This is a genomic window from Pseudazoarcus sp. NS36 (genome assembly GCF_059703705.1).
In genome coordinates, this window is record NZ_BAAKJA010000001.1 from 522,123 (window position 1) to 536,974 (window position 14,852).

The following is a 14,852-nucleotide window of genomic DNA, read 5'->3' on the forward strand; positions in this document are numbered from 1 at the left end:
AGTTTAACCGAGACTGATTCAAAGTGAGCCGCCGGCACCGGCGGCGGAGCGTGGCACAAGCCCGTGTTCGAGCCCTGCGACGATGCCGGCATCGCCGGCATCGGTTTCGACAACGCGGCGAAAGCCCGCCTCCAGAGCACATCCGGCAATGCGCGGATGCGGTGCAAACACCGCCACATCACACATTGCCCGCATGCCCTGCGGCCCGAGCATTGCTTCTAGATTACGTACACCTTCGCTACTTGTCAGCACGATGGCATCGAGCCGGCCGGATTGCGCGGCCTCGACCAGGCGGCCACTGTCCGCTGTCGGGCAGTAGCGACGATATACGGCGACGTATTCGACTGCAGCGCCCCGTTGCGTCAGCACCTCGCCCAGCAGGTCGCGCCCGCCGTCACCGCGAAACACCACCACCTTGCGCCCCCGCACCGCTTCCGCCGAAAACTCCGGCAGCGCCAGTACGGCTTCGCTGTCGAACCCTGAAACCGGCACGATCACCTTGGCAAAACCCATGCGCTGGAGCGCGCGCTCACTGCCACCGCCTACCGTCGCGACGGACAGACCGGCAGGCCATTCACGTTGCTCAAGAATGTAGCCGAGGGCAAATTCGACGGCGTTGGGGCTGACGAAGAAGGCCAGATGAAACTCATCGAGCCGTGCCGCAACCGCCTGCAGCGGGGCCGCGTCGGCAGCCGGGGCAATGCCCAGCACCGGGAAACGCATGGTCTGCCCACCACGTGCCGCGATGGCCTCGCACAGCGCGTCGGCCTGCCCGGCAGGGCGCGTCACGACAATCGTCCTGCCTGCCAGCGTGTGCTGCACCTTGTCTCTCCCTGCACCGGGTCCGCCTGCCGGCGGCACGCTTTCAGTCGAGGGCGGCGAGGATTTCCTCGGCGCCCTGGGCGCGCAGCTCCTCAGCCAGCGCCAGACCGATTTCCTCGGCCTGATCGGGGTAGCCCTCACGCTCGGCGCAGACCATGCGCGAACCGTCCGGCATGGCCACAAAACCGCGCAGCCACAGCTTGCCGTCGCGCAGCAGCGCATAGGCGCCCAGCGGCACCTCGCAGCTACCGGCCAGCGCACGCGACACGGCCCGCTCGGCGGTCACACGCGCCGCGGTTTCAGCGTCGTTCATGGGTTCCAGGCATTTGAGCAGATCGGCTCGGTCGGCGCGGCATTCGATGCCCAGCGCACCCTGGCCGACGGCCGGCAGCGACTGCTCGGCCGGCAGCACCGAGCGCACGCGCTCGTCCATGCCAAGGCGGCGCAGGCCGGCTTCGGCCAGAATGATTGCGTCGTACTGTCCTTCGTCGAGCTTGCGCAGACGCGTGTCGAGGTTGCCACGCAGGCTGCTCACCGACAGATACGGAAAACGCGCGCAGATCTGGGCCTGACGACGCAGCGACGAAGTGCCGACCACCGCCCCCGGCGGCATGTCGTCGAGGCTGTCGTAGCGATTGGACACGAAGGCATCGAGCGCCGCGCCGCGGTCGGTGATGCAGGCCAGCGCGAAGCCCGGCTCCAGCGACATCGGCACGTCTTTCATTGAATGCACGGCAATGTCGGCACGTCCGTCGAGCAGCGCGGTCTCAAGCTCCTTGATGAACAGCCCCTTGCCCCCCACCTTGGCCAGCGGGCGGTCGAGAATCTGGTCGCCGCGCGTCGTCATGCCGAGCAGTTCGACGCTGCAGGCGGGATACAATTGCTGCAGTCGCACACGCACATGTTCGGCCTGCCACAGGGCGAGACGACTTTCTCGGGTGGCGATGACGATGCGCTCGGGCGTACTCGGATTCATGGATCTTGGCTACTCTGGACGGCGGGGCGTGAAGCCCCGGAAAACGATGATCGAAAGTTATTTCGCCGCGACTGCAAGACACGCTGCAGCCTGCATGACGGCGCTCATTCTAGCATGGGCCCCTGCACCGCCCGCGGCCGCAGCCGGCACCCTGCCGGGCGCTAGCGACCTCGCCGCAACCGGCCGCGCCATGCTGCTCGACGGCCAGCCGCTGGTGGTGCTCTACAGCCAGGACAACTGCAGCTGGTGCGACCGTGCGCGCAGCCAGCTGGTGCCGCTGTCGCGCCAGCCGGATGTCGGCGCGCGCTTCGCGCAGATCGACATCGACCGCGCCACGCCGCTGGTGGATTTTGCCGGTCGCAACACCACGCATGGCGGCTTTGCGCGGGACGAAGCCGCGCGCTTCACGCCAATGCTGGTAATCTATGGCCCCTCCGGCCAGCGGCTGACGGAGCCCATCGTGGGCATGGGCGCCATCGATTTTTATGCCGAACAGGTGTTGCAGGCGATCGCTCAGGCTCGTGCGCGGCTCAGCGCGGGACGAGCACAGTCGGCGGACATTGCGCCACTGCTTCCCCTGCCCGGACAACTGGCTTCCCTGAATCGCGGTGCAGACGCCGGCCCCTGATGGTCAGCGCCCGCACGCCCAAAAACGACAACACGCAGGAATCCCCTCCATGACCACTCAGGACAAGGACGCGCCGCTGCGCGACGACATCCGGATGCTCGGCCGCCTGCTCGGCGACACCATCCGCGAGCAGCAGGGCGAGGCCACCTTCGAGCTGATCGAACGGATCCGCCAGACCTCGGTGCGCTTCCGCCGCGATGAAGATCATTCCGCCAAACGTGAGCTGGAAGAACTGCTCGACGCGCTGGCCCGCGAACAGACCATCCAGGTCGTGCGCGGCTTCAGCTACTTCTCGCATCTGGCCAATATCGCCGAGGACCAGCACCACATCCGCCGCAGCCGCTACCATCTGCGCATGCACTCGACCCCTCGCCAGGGCACGTTGCCGCGCGCGATGGATGACGCTCTGGAACGCGGCATCACACCCAGCGAGCTGGCCGGCTTCTTCGACTCCGCCATGATCTCTCCGGTGCTCACCGCCCACCCCACCGAGGTGCAGCGCCGCAGCATCCTGAACTCGCAGATGCGCATTGCGCGCCACCTCGACGATCGCGACCGCATCGAGATGACGCCCGAAGAGGTCACGCTGTCGGAAGAGGAAATCCGTCGCGCGGTGCTCACGCTGTGGCAGACGCGCATGCTGCGTCCTGTGCGCCCGTCGGTGGTGGATGAGGTCTCCAACGGCCTGTCCTACTTCGACATCACCTTCCTGCGCCAACTGCCCAAGCTCTACGCCACCATCGAGGAGCACCTCGCCGAGCGCGATCCGGCGCTGGCCAATACCGAACTGCCGGCCTTCATGAAGATCGGTAGCTGGATCGGCGGCGACCGCGACGGCAACCCCTTCGTCACGCACGAAGTGCTGCAGCGCACACTGCTGCTGCAGGCCGAGACCGCGCTCGACTACTACCTCGATGAAGTCCAGACCCTGGGCAGCCGGCTGTCCCTGGCCGAAGGGCTGGTGAACGTGTCGGATGCCGTGCGCGAACTCGCCGCCAAGTCGCGCGACGCCTCGCGCCAGCGCACCGACGAGCCCTATCGCCGCGCCATGATCGGCATCTACGAACGCCTGGCCGGCACCTACCGCGCCCTGCTCGGCAAGCCCACGCCGCGACAGGTGCTGATGGAAGGCGAGGCCTATGCCACGCCGTCGGAGTTCCTTGCAGACCTCGACGCCATCCACCGCTCGCTGGTGGCCAACGGCTCGGCCACGCTGGCGCGCGGCAAGCTGCGTCTGCTGCGTCGCGCCGTAAAGATCTTCGGCTTCCACCTCGCGCCGGTCGACCTGCGCCAGAACTCCGACGTGCATGAACGCGTAGTCGCCGAGCTGCTGGCCACTGCCGGCGTCGAGGCAGACTACCTCGCGCTCGACGAGGAAGCCCGTATCGCACTGCTGCTCGAAGAAATCGAAACACCACGGCCGCTGGTGTCGCCGCACGTAAAGTATTCCGAGCTGACCGAGTCCGAACTGGCGATCTTCCGCGCCGCCCGCGCCGCACACCTGCGCTTCGGCACCGAAGCCATCACCAACTTCATCATTTCCAAGACCGACAGCGTCTCCGACCTGCTTGAACTGGCCTTGCTGCTCAAGGAAGCCGGCATCCTGCGCCCGCACGAGGATGCGCTCGACGGCAACATCATCCCGCTCTTCGAAACCATTGAGGATCTGGTCAACGCGCCGGGCATCATGGATCGCCTGTTCTCGCTGCCGCAGTACATGAAGCTGCTCGCCGGCTCGCGCAATCGCAACCAGGAAGTCATGCTGGGCTACTCCGACAGCAACAAGGACGGCGGCTTCCTGACCTCCGGCTGGTCGCTGTACAAGGGCGAGATCGGCCTGGTCGAAGTGTTCGCCAAACACGACGTGCGCCTGCGCCTGTTCCATGGTCGTGGCGGCTCGGTCGGCCGTGGCGGCGGCCCGAGCTATCAGGCCATCCTGGCTCAGCCGGGCGGCGCCGTGCAGGGTCAGATCCGCCTGACCGAACAGGGCGAAGTCATTGCCGCCAAGTACGACAACCCCGAGGTCGGCTTCCGCAACCTCGAAGTCATCGTCGCCGCGACCATGGAAGCCACGCTGCTGTCGGGCACTGCGCCGGCACCGCGCAGCGAATTCCTCGATACCATGCAGACGCTGTCGGACAACGCCTTCTCCGCCTATCGCGGGCTGGTGTACGAGACCGAGGGCTTCGAGAACTACTTCTGGGAATCGACCGTGATCTCGGAAATTTCCGAGCTCAACATCGGTTCGCGCCCGTCCTCGCGCAAGAAGGGGCAGCGCATCGAAGACCTGCGCGCGATTCCGTGGGTGTTCAGCTGGTCGCAGTGCCGCTTGATGCTGCCGGGCTGGTACGGCTTCGGCACGGCAGCACGCAAGTTTGTCGAGGCCCACCCGGAGGACGGTCTGGAGCGCCTGCGCCAGATGAACCGCGAGTGGTCGTTTTTCGCCTCGCTGCTGTCGAACATGGACATGGTGCTGTCCAAGACCGATCTGGCAATTGCCTCGCGCTACGCCGGTCTGGTCAAGGACGTGGAACTGCGCGACGCGATCTTCGGCCGCATCCAGGCCGAATGGCACGAAACGGTCAAGATGCTGCTGGCGATCACCGAGCAGGAAGAGCTGCTCGACGGCAACCCGCTGCTCAAGCGCTCGATCCGTAACCGCTTCCCGTATCTCGACCCGCTCAACCACGTGCAGATCGAGATGTTGCGTCGCTACCGCGAAAACCCCGAAGACGAGCGCATCCGACTGGGCATCCACCTGTCGATCAACGGCGTCGCGGCCGGTCTGCGCAACAGCGGCTGATCCGCAGCCCCCGCCAAACAAAAAGGGCGCTCCGCAACGGGAGCGCCCTTTTTTCATCCCGACACGGCCTGCGCTACAGTCGCAGCGCATGCTTCACGGCCGGCCACTGCCGGCGGCTGACCGGCAGGCGCTCGTCCAGCCCCCGCACCACGATGTCCCAATGCGGCTCACCGCCCTCTTCTCCGGCGCGCTCCACGCCCGCCACCGCGTCACGCGCCACCAGACAGTTGCGGTGCACGCGCAGGAAGCGCAACGGAAATTCCTCTTCGATGTGCACCAGCGATTCATCCAGCACGTACTCGCGCTCGCCGGTGATCGCGGTGACGTATTTCAGCTCGGCCCGCAGCACCAGCACATCCACCACCGGCAGCAGCAGGATGCGTCCGCGCTCGGTCACGCTGAAGTGCTGGCGCGGCACCCCGGCGCCGGTATCGAGCGCACTGCGCACGCGCGCCAGCGACTCGGCCAGGCGCTCGGCGCGTACCGGTTTGACCAGATAGTCGGTGGCGGCCAGCTCGAAAGCCTCTACCGCATAGTCGTCGTAGGCGGTGGTGAAGATCACGCGCGGCGGATGCGCCAGCCGGGCGGCCTGGCGGGCGAACTCCACACCGTCCATGGCCGGCATGCGCACATCGGCCAACACCACGTCGACCGCCTGCACATCGAGCAGGCGCAAGGCCTCGACGCCGTTGGCGGCCACGCCGACGATCTCGTTGGGCTGCTCGGCCGCGATGTCACCGAGCAGGTCGCGCAGCCGGCTGCGCGCCGGCGCTTCGTCATCCGCGATCAGCACCCGTAACGGTGTCTTGGCCTGCATAGGGATTCCTCCGGAAGGGCAAGCGAATGGTGACACGGTAGCGGCCTCCCTCGCTCGTGCTGTCGAGCCGCGCCTCCAGATCGAAGAACAGCAGCAGACGCTCGCGGATGTTGTCGAGCGCGATGCGATTGCCGGCGTGCGGCAACGCCGCTGGCGCCACCGGGTTGTCGACCTCGATCAGCAACTCGGAGCCGCTGCGCGCCACGCGCACACCGACTTCGCCGGGCTCGGCCATCGGCTCAATGCCGTGATAGATGGCGTTCTCCAGCAAGGGCTGGACCATCAGTGGCGGCACCCGCACATTTTCGGTGCCGGGCTCGATCTCCCAGCGCACCACCAGACGCTCGCCCATACGCAGCGATTCGATGTCGAGATAGCGGCGGCACAGCGCAATCTCGTCGCCCAGTGCGACCAGTTCCCGGTTCTCACGCATCAGCACGCGGAACAGTTCGGCCAGCTCTTCCAACGCCCGCTCGGCGCGACGCGGATCGGAGCGGATCACGCCGAGCACGCCATTGAGTGCGTTGAACAGGAAGTGCGGCCGGATGCGCGAGGTCAGCGCCATCAAGCGCGCCTCGACCACCGAAGGCGTGAGCCGACGCGCGAGATAATCGAAATAGAGCACGGCCATCAGCGCTGCTCCCACCGCCCACAGCACCCAGCGCCAGGAATGTTCGTTAGCTGCGGCCAGCAGTGGAAAGATGCCCAGCGCCGCCAGCGCTGACGCCACCAGCAGCAGCCCCGCCCCCACGTGGTACGGCAGGCGGGCCAGCAACGGGGAGGCGAAGAACAACAGCAGCACCACGACGAACAGCGGCAATTGCACGCGCCCGAGCATCAGCAGAAAGCCTTCGCCGAGCGCACGCACGTCGGGCTCGGCGACCAGTGCCGTGAGCAGCGCCAGCACATTGACCAGCAACAGCACACGCAGCACCACACCGAGGTTACGGAAGTCGGGCAGATGGCGGCGCGGCAAGGGCCTGCCCGGCTTTTGCTTTATACTTTGCACGCTTTTTTGCCCCCCGCCGTCCGGCGCCGATCAGTCGGCGCCCCAACCCGCAAGCCGCGTCCATTATGACAGACACTTCCGCACAAGCCCCCAAGGCCTGGTCCGGGCGTTTTTCCGAACCCGTATCCGATCTGGTCAAGCGTTACACCGCTTCGGTGTTCTTCGACCAGCGCATGGCCGCCCAGGACATCCGTGGCTCGCTCGCGCACGCCAAGATGCTGGCACGCCAGGGCATCATCGCCGAATCCGACCGCGCCGACATCGAACGCGGCCTGACGCAGATTTCCGGCGAGATCGAGCGCGGCGAGTTCGCGTGGAACCTCGACGACGAAGACGTTCATCTGAACATCGAGAAGCGCCTCACCGCACTGGTGGGGGACGCCGGCAAGCGCCTGCACACCGGCCGCAGCCGCAACGATCAGGTCGCCACCGACATCCGCCTGTGGCTGCGCGACGCCATCGACAACATCCTTGGCCTGATCACCGAATTCCAGCACAACCTGCTCGACGTGGCCGAAGCCCACGCCGACACCGCCCTGCCCGGCTTCACGCACCTGCAGGTCGCTCAGCCCGTGACCTTCGGCCACCACCTGATGGCCTATCACGAGATGCTGCGCCGCGACGCCGAGCGCTTTGCCGACTGCCGCCGCCGCACCAACCGCCTGCCGCTGGGCAGCGCCGCGCTGGCCGGCACCAGCTACCCCATCGACCGCGAATTCGTCGCGCGCGAGCTGGGTTTTGACGAGGTCTGCTACAACTCGCTCGACGCCGTCAGCGACCGAGACTTCGCGATTGAATTCTGCGCCGCGTCCGCGCTGCTGATGACGCACCTGTCGCGCCTGTCCGAAGAGCTGATCGTGTGGATGAGCCCGCGCGTGGGCTTCATCGACCTGGCCGACCGCTTCTGCACCGGCAGCTCGATCATGCCGCAGAAGAAGAACCCCGACGTGCCCGAGCTCGTGCGCGGCAAGACCGGCCGTACCAACGGCAACCTGATCGCGCTGCTGACCCTGATGAAAGGCCAGCCGCTGGCCTACAACAAGGACAATCAGGAAGACAAGGAGCCGCTGTTCGACACCGCCGACACGGTGATCGACACGCTGCGCATCTACGCCGACATGGTCACCGGCATCCGTGTGAAGCCCGAAGCGATGAAGAGCGCGCTGACCCAGGGTTTTGCCACCGCCACCGACCTGGCCGACTACCTCGTCAAGAAGGGCCTGCCCTTCCGCGACGCACATGAAGCCGTGGCGCTGGCCGTGCGCGCCGCCGAGATCAAGGGCTGTGATCTGCCCGATTGCACGCTCGACGAACTGCGCATTGCCATGGCCCATGTGCCGGGCGCGGTCGAACGCATCGGCGAAGACGTGTTCGCGGTGCTCACCGTCGAAGGCTCGCTGGCCTCGCGCAATCACATCGGCGGCACCGCGCCGGAGCAGGTGCGCAAAGCGATTGCCGCGGCCCGCGCCCGCCTCAAGGCCTGATTCGATGAACGCGCTCGGCACCCTCACGCGCGTCGAGCGCGCCATCCGTGAAGCCACCGGCAACGCCTTCCGTATCACCGATTCACGCGCCGTCTCGGGCGGAGACACGCACCGCGCGCTGAGCGTCTCCGGCGGCGGCGTGCGCTACTTCGTCAAGCACGGCCCGGCTGACACGCGCGACCTGTTCGAAGCCGAAGCGGATGGCTTGGCCGCGCTGGCCGACACCGGCGCAGTACGCGTACCGGTCGTCATCGCCCTGGGTGCGGACGAAGACGGCGCCTGCCTGGTTCTGGAACACCTGGATCTGACTCCACTCGGCTCGGCCAGCGACGGCACGCGCATGGGCGAGGCGCTGGCCGAACTGCACCAGCACACCGGCGAGCGCTTCGGCTGGTCGCGCGACAACTTCATCGGACGCAACCCGCAAGAGAACGTGCAGAGCGACAACTGGGCATTGTTCTTTGCTCAGCGCCGACTGGCACCACAGCTGCTGCGTGCCAGCGAGAACGGCTTCACCGGCGAGCTGCAGCGCCATGGCCAACGCGTGATCGAACGCCTCGCCGGTCTGTTTCTCGACTACCGCCCGCAACCCAGCCTGCTGCACGGCGACCTGTGGCACGGCAACGCGGCCATGACTGCCGACGGCCAACCCGCGCTGTTCGATCCGGCCGTGCACCACGGCGACCGCGAATCCGATCTGGCCATGGCCGAACTCTTCGGCGGCTTTCCGCCCGCCTTCTATGCCGCCTACCGCCATGCCTGGCCGCTCAACGACGGCTTCGAGACGCGCAAGCCGCTGTACGCCCTGTATCACGTGCTGAACCACCTCAACCTGTTCGGGCGCAGCTACCTGCGCGAGGCGGAGCGTCTGGTCACCAAACTCGATTTCGAACTGGGCACGCGCAGCGAATGAAAAAGGCCGCCCTCGAGGCGGCCTTTTTTAGCTGCATGCGGCCGTTCAGGCCTGCGGTGCAGCACCTTCCGGATCGGCGGCGGCCAGCATCGGCTGAAGCTCGCCGGTCTCGAACAGTTCCTTGACAATGTCACAGCCACCAACGAACTCGCCCTTGATGTAGAGCTGCGGGATGGTCGGCCAGTTCGAGAATTCCTTGACGCCCTGACGCAGATCGTCGCTCTCCAGCACATTGAAGGCCGCAACCTTGGTCAGCCCGGACTGCTTGAGGATCTGGATCACCGTGGACGAAAAACCGCACTGCGGAAACTGCGGCGTGCCCTTCATGAAGAGCACCACCGGGTGGGTGTTGATCTGTTCGCGAATGAATTCCTGCATGTCCATGTGTGGCTTCCCGACGGGCAAATGCCCGAGTTAATTGGTCGGATATTCTATGAATCACGTTGCACTGCGTCAAGCCGCGCGGCCAAAGCCTATGTCGGGATGAACACAGCGAATTTCAACAAATCGCGCCAATACGGCCGCCAATGGCGCGTTTCGTCTGCGGCTCGACGCGTTCTAGTGCTTTCCGGCGCCGCCCTTGCCCAGCCACTGACCGCCCGACACGCGCTCGATGCCGCCCAGATCACGCCAAGACGCGATACCGGCAAAGCCCGCGTCCGCCAGCAAGCCGCGCACGCGGTGCGCCTGATCGTAGCCATGCTCGATGAAGATCCAGCCGCCTGACTCCAGGTGATATGGTGCATGCGCCACGATGCCGGCAATGTCGTCCAGCCCCTCCGGACCCGACACCAGCGCGGTCTGCGGCTCGAAACGCACGTCGCCTTCGCCCAGATGCGGATCGGCCGAAGCCACATACGGCGGATTGGCCACGATCAGATCAAAGCGGTCGCCTTCCAGCGCCGAAAACCAGTCGGACACCACAAAAGACACCGACACGCGCAGCCGCGCGGCATTGGCCATGGCCACCAGCAGCGCTTCGCGTGAGCGGTCTACCGCGGTGACGTCAGGCTCCGGCAGCTCCTTGGCAATCGCCACCGCCAGCGCACCGCTGCCGGTGCCCAGATCCAGCACGCGGGCCTTGGGGCGTCCGCTGAAATGGGCAATGGCCAGCTCGACCACCAGCTCGGTCTCATGACGCGGGATCAGCACGGCCGGCGTCACGATCAGGCTGTAGCCAAAGAACTCGCGCTCGCCGGTGAGGTAGGCAATCGGCTCACCCGAAGCCCGGCGCGTGACGACATGGCGGAACTCCTCCCACTCCGCGTCCTGCAACTGCGCCTCGGGGTGCGACACCAGCCGCGCGCCGGTGCAGCCCAGCACGCGACGCAGCAGGATGCGTGCCTCAGCCAGTTCGATGTACTCGCGCGCCCAACCCAGGGCGCCGGATACGTCCGGAGCGGTGGCGTCGATCATGTTTCCCCCGCCAGTTCGGCCAGTTGGTCCGCCTGATGCTCGAGCGTGAGCGCGTCGACGAGTTCGTCGAGTTCGCCCTCCATGACGGCATCCAGGCGGTACAGCGTGAGGTTGATGCGGTGGTCGGTGACCCGACCCTGCGGAAAGTTGTAGGTGCGGATACGTTCGGAGCGGTCACCGCTGCCGACCAGACTCTTGCGCGTGGCGGCCTCGGCCGACTGGCGGGCGCGCACTTGCTGGTCGTGGATGCGCGCAGCCAGCACGCTCATGGCCTGCGCCTTGTTGCGGTGCTGCGAGCGGTCGTCCTGGCATTCCACCACGATGCCGGTCGGAATGTGCGTGATGCGCACCGCCGAGTCGGTCTTGTTGATGTGCTGCCCGCCGGCGCCGGAAGCGCGGTAGGTGTCGATGCGCAGATCGGCCGGGTTGATGGCCACCTCGGCCAGCTCGTCGGCCTCGGGCATCACGGCCACGGTGCAGGCGGAGGTATGGATGCGGCCCTGCGTCTCGGTGGCCGGTACGCGCTGCACACGATGGCCACCGGACTCGAACTTGAGCCGCGCATAGGCGCCCTGGCCGGCCATGCGAACGATGACTTCCTTGTAGCCGCCCAGATCGGATTCGCTGGCGGAGACGATCTCGACCTTCCAGCGCTGACGCTCGGCGTAGCGCGAATACATGCGCAGCAGGTCGCCGGCGAACAGCGCTGCCTCGTCACCACCCGTGCCGGCGCGAATCTCGAGAAACAGGTTGCGGCCGTCGTCCGGATCGCGCGGCAGCAAGGCATGCTGCAGATCCGCCTCCAGCGCCTCGATGCGGGCCTCGCCGGCTTCAACCTCACCCTCGGCCAGCTCGCGCATTTCGGGATCGCCCAGCATCTCGCGTGCACCCGCGGTTTCGCGCTCGGTTTGCACGTAGTCGTGATACAGCGCCACCACCGGCTCGATCTCGGCACGCTCGCGGCCTAGATCGCGGATGGATTCGACGTCACCCGAAGCCAGCTCGCGGTCGAGCTCTTCCAGCCGGGCGGCGAGGTGTTCGAGTTTGTCGCGGATGCTCTGCTTCATCGGGCCGGGTTTGCGCTCAGTCCTGGTTGTCGAGATTGAAGATGCTGCGCACGACGCGGCTGGCGTCGGCCTGCTGCTCGCCGTCGGCGCGGTTGATGTAATGCACCGGGCCGTGCAGCAGCTTGCGCGCGAGACCACGCGAGAGCATGTCGAGCACCGCTTCCGGGTCTTCGCCACGCGCCAGCGCACGGCGGGCGCGCTCAAGCTCGGCCGCACGCATGGCCTCGGCGTGGCCGTGCAGGGCGCGGATGGTCGGCACCGCTTCGCGCGCCTGCACCCAGTGCAGGAAACCATCCACGCGCTGGTCGATGATGCCTTCGGCCTCGACCACCGCCTGCTGACGCGATTCCAGCCCCGCATGCACGATCTGCGAAAGGTCATCGACGGTGTACAGGAACACATCGTCGAGCTTGGCGATTTCCGGCTCTATGTCGCGCGGCACCGCCAGATCCACCATCACCATCGGTTTGTGGCGGCGCGCCTTGATCGCACGCTCGACCATGCCCAGGCCCACGATGGGCAGCGGTGCGGCCGTACAGGACACCACGATGTCAAAGCGCGGCAGCGCCTCACCAATGGTATCGAGCCGCATCACCTCGGCGCCGAAGCGCCCGGCCAGCACCTGCGCACGCGCTTCGGTACGGTTGGCCACGGCCATCAACGCCGGCTTGGCCGCCGCAAAATGCGCCGCGCACAACTCCACCATCTCGCCTGCACCGATGAACAGCACGCGCTGGTGAGCGAGGGTGTCGAAAATGCGCTCCGAGAGCCGCACAGAAGCGGCCGCCATGGACACCACATTGGCGCCGATGGCGGTGGTCGAACGCACTTCCTTGGCCACCGCGAAGGTGTTCTGGAACAGCTTGTGCAGCAAGGTGCCAAGCGTGCCGGCCTCCTCGGCGCAGCGCGCGGCCTCCTTCACCTGGCCGAGAATCTGCGGCTCGCCCAACACCATCGAATCCAGCCCCGAAGCCACACGGAACATGTGACGCACCGCATCACGCTGCGGGTAGGCATACAGATAGGGCGACACTTCGGCCAACGGCAGCTGGTGAAAGCCCGCCAGCCAGTCGGCCGCCACCTGCGGCTGTTCGGCCGCAAAATACAGTTCGGTGCGATTACAGGTCGACAGAATCGCCGCCTCGCGCACCGGCCCCGCGTGCGTCAGGTCATGCAGCGCATCACCCAGCCGGTCAGGCCGAAACGCCACGCGCTCGCGGATGGCGAGCGGCGCGGTGAGGTGATTGAGGCCGAGGGCATAGAGTTGCATGCAGGGAACGGGGCGGGAGGACGGCGCATTATATCACCGCCCACCCCCGCAAATACCGCATGAAATCAGGCATTCCGCCGCATTCCGGGCACAAAAAAAAAACCGCGGCATGTCACCATGCCGCGGCTTCTTCAGGACAGCGCCGGATTACTTCGCGCCGGCTGCGGCCTTCTCGGACTCGCTCGGGATTACGTCCTTGCTGACCAGATCCGAACGCAGCTTGTAGGCCACGGCCTTGGCATCGTAAGCAATGGATTCGGCTTCCTTGGCCGCCGCCAGCGCGCCGTCGCTCGACGCCTTGGCATCGGCCGCCGCCGCTTCACTTGCAGCGCGCGAAGCAGCCGCATCCTGCGCCGAAGCCTGGCTCACCTGATCGGCGTTGAGGGCCACTGCCGCAGCCTGCTGCGACTGCTTGGTCGCCACTGCGGCCGCGTCATTGGCGGCCTTGGCCGACCCGGCGTTGGCCACCGTCGCCGCCTTCAGCTCCTCGACATCAGCGCGCAGGCGCTCCATGTCCTGGGTCGACGCGCAACCGGCCGCAAACACGATCGCAACGACGGGCAGTGCAAGTTTCACAAACTTCATGGCAAATCTCCTCTCAACATGTATTCGATCAAGCCGGATGAAACGCATCCGGCATACACAGGCTTCACATCCAACCACCGGCCCGAGCCCGCAGACCAAGGGCTCTCGCGCCCTGCAGGCCGATTCCAGCCATGTGGCATCGTAGTACGAAGGCGGGATGCGTGAAAGGGCCTGTTACAACACGGACGGCGAAATATCGCTCGCTGGAAGCGAGAAGGCACGCGGCGCAAACCCCAGATCGCGCGCCGCATCCGCATGATCGAACACCAGATCACAGTTCATGCGGTGGCCCATATCAAGAGTGAGGTGGCGATAGCGCGGCAGACAGCGCGCCAGCGGCACGGCTGCACGCAGCAGGCCGACCGGTACGGAAACGATGCGCGGACCTCGCCCCAGCGCAACGAATACACGCTCGACCATCGCGCGGTAGCTCAGCGTCTCACCGCCCGACAGGTTGTAGGCTCGCCCGGCCACTGGCGCGCTCAACGCCGCCACGCACGCGGCTGCAACGTCCTCGGCATGCACCGGCTGACGCAAGCCCGACGCGGCACCGAGCACCGGAAAGAAGCCGAATCGCCGCACAAAGCGGGCAATGTCGCTCACATTGCGGTCGGCGCCCAGACCGTAGATCAGTGTCGGCCGCAGGATCACCAGCTCGATCCCATGCCGATCACACCAGAACGCGACCTGCTCCTCGGCCTCGGCAAGACGCGCGGCAACCGCCTGCTCCGCCGGATCGGAGGAACCGACCTTGGTAAAGCGACTGGTGGAAGACAAGGCGACGATACGGCGCGCACCGCTGGACTGCAGGAAGGGTAAATATTGGGGCAGCACCCAGACAGGCGCAACGCAGATCCAGAGCGGAATCTCGCCCTCCGGCGCAGCCGGCAAACGGCGCCACACACCGCTTTCATCAACAGGCGGATTACGCGAAAAGGCCAGTGCGCGAAGATTCGCTGCCGCAAGGCGGCCGAGCACGCGGCGCCCGACGAAGCTAGAAGCCCCCAGCACACCTACATCAGTGACGGAGAGACTAGGGCTTGTCAAATCAGAGGCCTACGA

General features: G+C 66.2%; 14 protein-coding genes. 4 read left to right on the forward strand and 10 right to left on the reverse strand.

The window, feature by feature from the left end; all coding sequences use genetic code 11:
- Nucleotides 1–18: 18 nt before the first annotated feature.
- Nucleotides 19–822, reverse strand: coding sequence for a uroporphyrinogen-III synthase (locus tag AC6H0R_RS02475; RefSeq protein WP_497579751.1), 804 nt, complete (start codon nucleotides 820–822; stop codon nucleotides 19–21).
- 43 nt (nucleotides 823–865) lie between these two features.
- Nucleotides 866–1,798, reverse strand: a complete 933-nt coding sequence (hemC, locus tag AC6H0R_RS02480) for a hydroxymethylbilane synthase (RefSeq protein ID WP_497579752.1) — start codon at nucleotides 1,796–1,798, stop codon at nucleotides 866–868.
- 46 nt (nucleotides 1,799–1,844) lie between these two features.
- Here hemC and AC6H0R_RS02485 point away from each other — a divergent pair, with 46 nt between their 5' ends.
- Both AC6H0R_RS02485 and ppc read left to right on the forward strand, forming a co-directional pair.
- Entirely contained in the window at nucleotides 1,845–2,426 is a 582-nt protein-coding gene (locus tag AC6H0R_RS02485; RefSeq protein ID WP_497579753.1) for a thioredoxin domain-containing protein, read from the forward strand.
- A gap of 49 nt (nucleotides 2,427–2,475) precedes the next feature.
- Nucleotides 2,476–5,229: a phosphoenolpyruvate carboxylase gene (ppc, locus tag AC6H0R_RS02490; protein ID WP_497579754.1), complete on the forward strand. Its 2,754-nt coding sequence runs from the start codon at nucleotides 2,476–2,478 to the stop codon at nucleotides 5,227–5,229.
- A 73-nt stretch (nucleotides 5,230–5,302) separates the two neighbouring features.
- On the opposite strand, the gene AC6H0R_RS02495 is transcribed toward ppc, so the two are convergent.
- Together AC6H0R_RS02495 and AC6H0R_RS02500 are read right to left on the reverse strand one after the other, a co-directional pair.
- The gene (locus AC6H0R_RS02495) at nucleotides 5,303–6,046 is read right to left on the reverse strand and encodes a LytR/AlgR family response regulator transcription factor (RefSeq protein WP_497579755.1); all 744 of its coding nucleotides are present in this window, start codon (nucleotides 6,044–6,046) and stop codon (nucleotides 5,303–5,305) included.
- On the reverse strand, nucleotides 6,006–7,022 hold the full coding sequence (locus AC6H0R_RS02500; protein ID WP_497579756.1) for a sensor histidine kinase: 1,017 nt from the start codon (nucleotides 7,020–7,022) through the stop codon (nucleotides 6,006–6,008). Before AC6H0R_RS02500 ends, AC6H0R_RS02495 begins: the two co-directional genes overlap by 41 nt.
- Nucleotides 7,023–7,120: 98 nt before the next feature.
- Here AC6H0R_RS02500 and argH point away from each other — a divergent pair, with 98 nt between their 5' ends.
- Together argH and AC6H0R_RS02510 are read left to right on the forward strand one after the other, a co-directional pair.
- A complete protein-coding gene (gene argH / locus AC6H0R_RS02505; protein ID WP_497579757.1) occupies nucleotides 7,121–8,539 on the forward strand; it encodes an argininosuccinate lyase in 1,419 nt (472 codons plus the stop codon).
- A gap of 4 nt (nucleotides 8,540–8,543) precedes the next feature.
- The gene (locus AC6H0R_RS02510) at nucleotides 8,544–9,452 is read left to right on the forward strand and encodes a fructosamine kinase family protein (RefSeq protein ID WP_497579758.1); all 909 of its coding nucleotides are present in this window, start codon (nucleotides 8,544–8,546) and stop codon (nucleotides 9,450–9,452) included.
- A 45-nt stretch (nucleotides 9,453–9,497) separates the two neighbouring features.
- On the opposite strand, the gene grxD is transcribed toward AC6H0R_RS02510, so the two are convergent.
- The 6 genes from grxD to AC6H0R_RS02540 all read right to left on the reverse strand — a co-directional run bounded on the left by grxD (nucleotide 9,498) and on the right by AC6H0R_RS02540 (nucleotide 14,801).
- Nucleotides 9,498–9,836 carry a Grx4 family monothiol glutaredoxin gene (gene grxD, locus AC6H0R_RS02515; protein ID WP_497579759.1) on the reverse strand — a complete coding sequence of 113 codons (339 nt, stop codon included), beginning with the start codon at nucleotides 9,834–9,836 and terminating at the stop codon, nucleotides 9,498–9,500.
- 174 nt (nucleotides 9,837–10,010) lie between these two features.
- Nucleotides 10,011–10,868 carry a peptide chain release factor N(5)-glutamine methyltransferase gene (gene prmC, locus AC6H0R_RS02520; protein ID WP_497579760.1) on the reverse strand — a complete coding sequence of 286 codons (858 nt, stop codon included), beginning with the start codon at nucleotides 10,866–10,868 and terminating at the stop codon, nucleotides 10,011–10,013.
- Nucleotides 10,865–11,935: a peptide chain release factor 1 gene (gene prfA / locus AC6H0R_RS02525; protein WP_497579761.1), complete on the reverse strand. Its 1,071-nt coding sequence runs from the start codon at nucleotides 11,933–11,935 to the stop codon at nucleotides 10,865–10,867. Before prfA ends, prmC begins: the two co-directional genes overlap by 4 nt.
- A gap of 16 nt (nucleotides 11,936–11,951) precedes the next feature.
- Complete coding sequence (gene hemA, locus AC6H0R_RS02530) at nucleotides 11,952–13,205, reverse strand: glutamyl-tRNA reductase (RefSeq protein ID WP_497579762.1); 1,254 nt, start codon at nucleotides 13,203–13,205, stop codon at nucleotides 11,952–11,954.
- A 147-nt stretch (nucleotides 13,206–13,352) separates the two neighbouring features.
- Entirely contained in the window at nucleotides 13,353–13,790 is a 438-nt protein-coding gene (locus tag AC6H0R_RS02535; RefSeq protein ID WP_497579763.1) for a hypothetical protein, read from the reverse strand.
- A 174-nt stretch (nucleotides 13,791–13,964) separates the two neighbouring features.
- The gene (locus AC6H0R_RS02540) at nucleotides 13,965–14,801 is read right to left on the reverse strand and encodes an NAD-dependent epimerase/dehydratase family protein (RefSeq protein WP_497579764.1); all 837 of its coding nucleotides are present in this window, start codon (nucleotides 14,799–14,801) and stop codon (nucleotides 13,965–13,967) included.
- Nucleotides 14,802–14,852: the final 51 nt, after the last annotated feature.

Bases quoted from the DNA above. Each gene is read 5' to 3' on its own strand.
- AC6H0R_RS02485 (WP_497579753.1), top strand. From the start codon at position 1,845: ATGATCGAAAGTTATTTCGCCGCGACTGCAAGACACGCTGCAGCCTGC.
- AC6H0R_RS02535 (WP_497579763.1), bottom strand. From the start codon at position 13,790: ATGAAGTTTGTGAAACTTGCACTGCCCGTCGTTGCGATCGTGTTTGCG.
- ppc (WP_497579754.1), top strand. From the start codon at position 2,476: ATGACCACTCAGGACAAGGACGCGCCGCTGCGCGACGACATCCGGATG.
- AC6H0R_RS02510 (WP_497579758.1), top strand. From the start codon at position 8,544: ATGAACGCGCTCGGCACCCTCACGCGCGTCGAGCGCGCCATCCGTGAA.
- hemA (WP_497579762.1), bottom strand. From the start codon at position 13,205: ATGCAACTCTATGCCCTCGGCCTCAATCACCTCACCGCGCCGCTCGCC.
- prfA (WP_497579761.1), bottom strand. From the start codon at position 11,935: ATGAAGCAGAGCATCCGCGACAAACTCGAACACCTCGCCGCCCGGCTG.
- grxD (WP_497579759.1), bottom strand. From the start codon at position 9,836: ATGGACATGCAGGAATTCATTCGCGAACAGATCAACACCCACCCGGTG.
- prmC (WP_497579760.1), bottom strand. From the start codon at position 10,868: ATGATCGACGCCACCGCTCCGGACGTATCCGGCGCCCTGGGTTGGGCG.
- hemC (WP_497579752.1), bottom strand. From the start codon at position 1,798: ATGAATCCGAGTACGCCCGAGCGCATCGTCATCGCCACCCGAGAAAGT.
- argH (WP_497579757.1), top strand. From the start codon at position 7,121: ATGACAGACACTTCCGCACAAGCCCCCAAGGCCTGGTCCGGGCGTTTT.
- AC6H0R_RS02495 (WP_497579755.1), bottom strand. From the start codon at position 6,046: ATGCAGGCCAAGACACCGTTACGGGTGCTGATCGCGGATGACGAAGCG.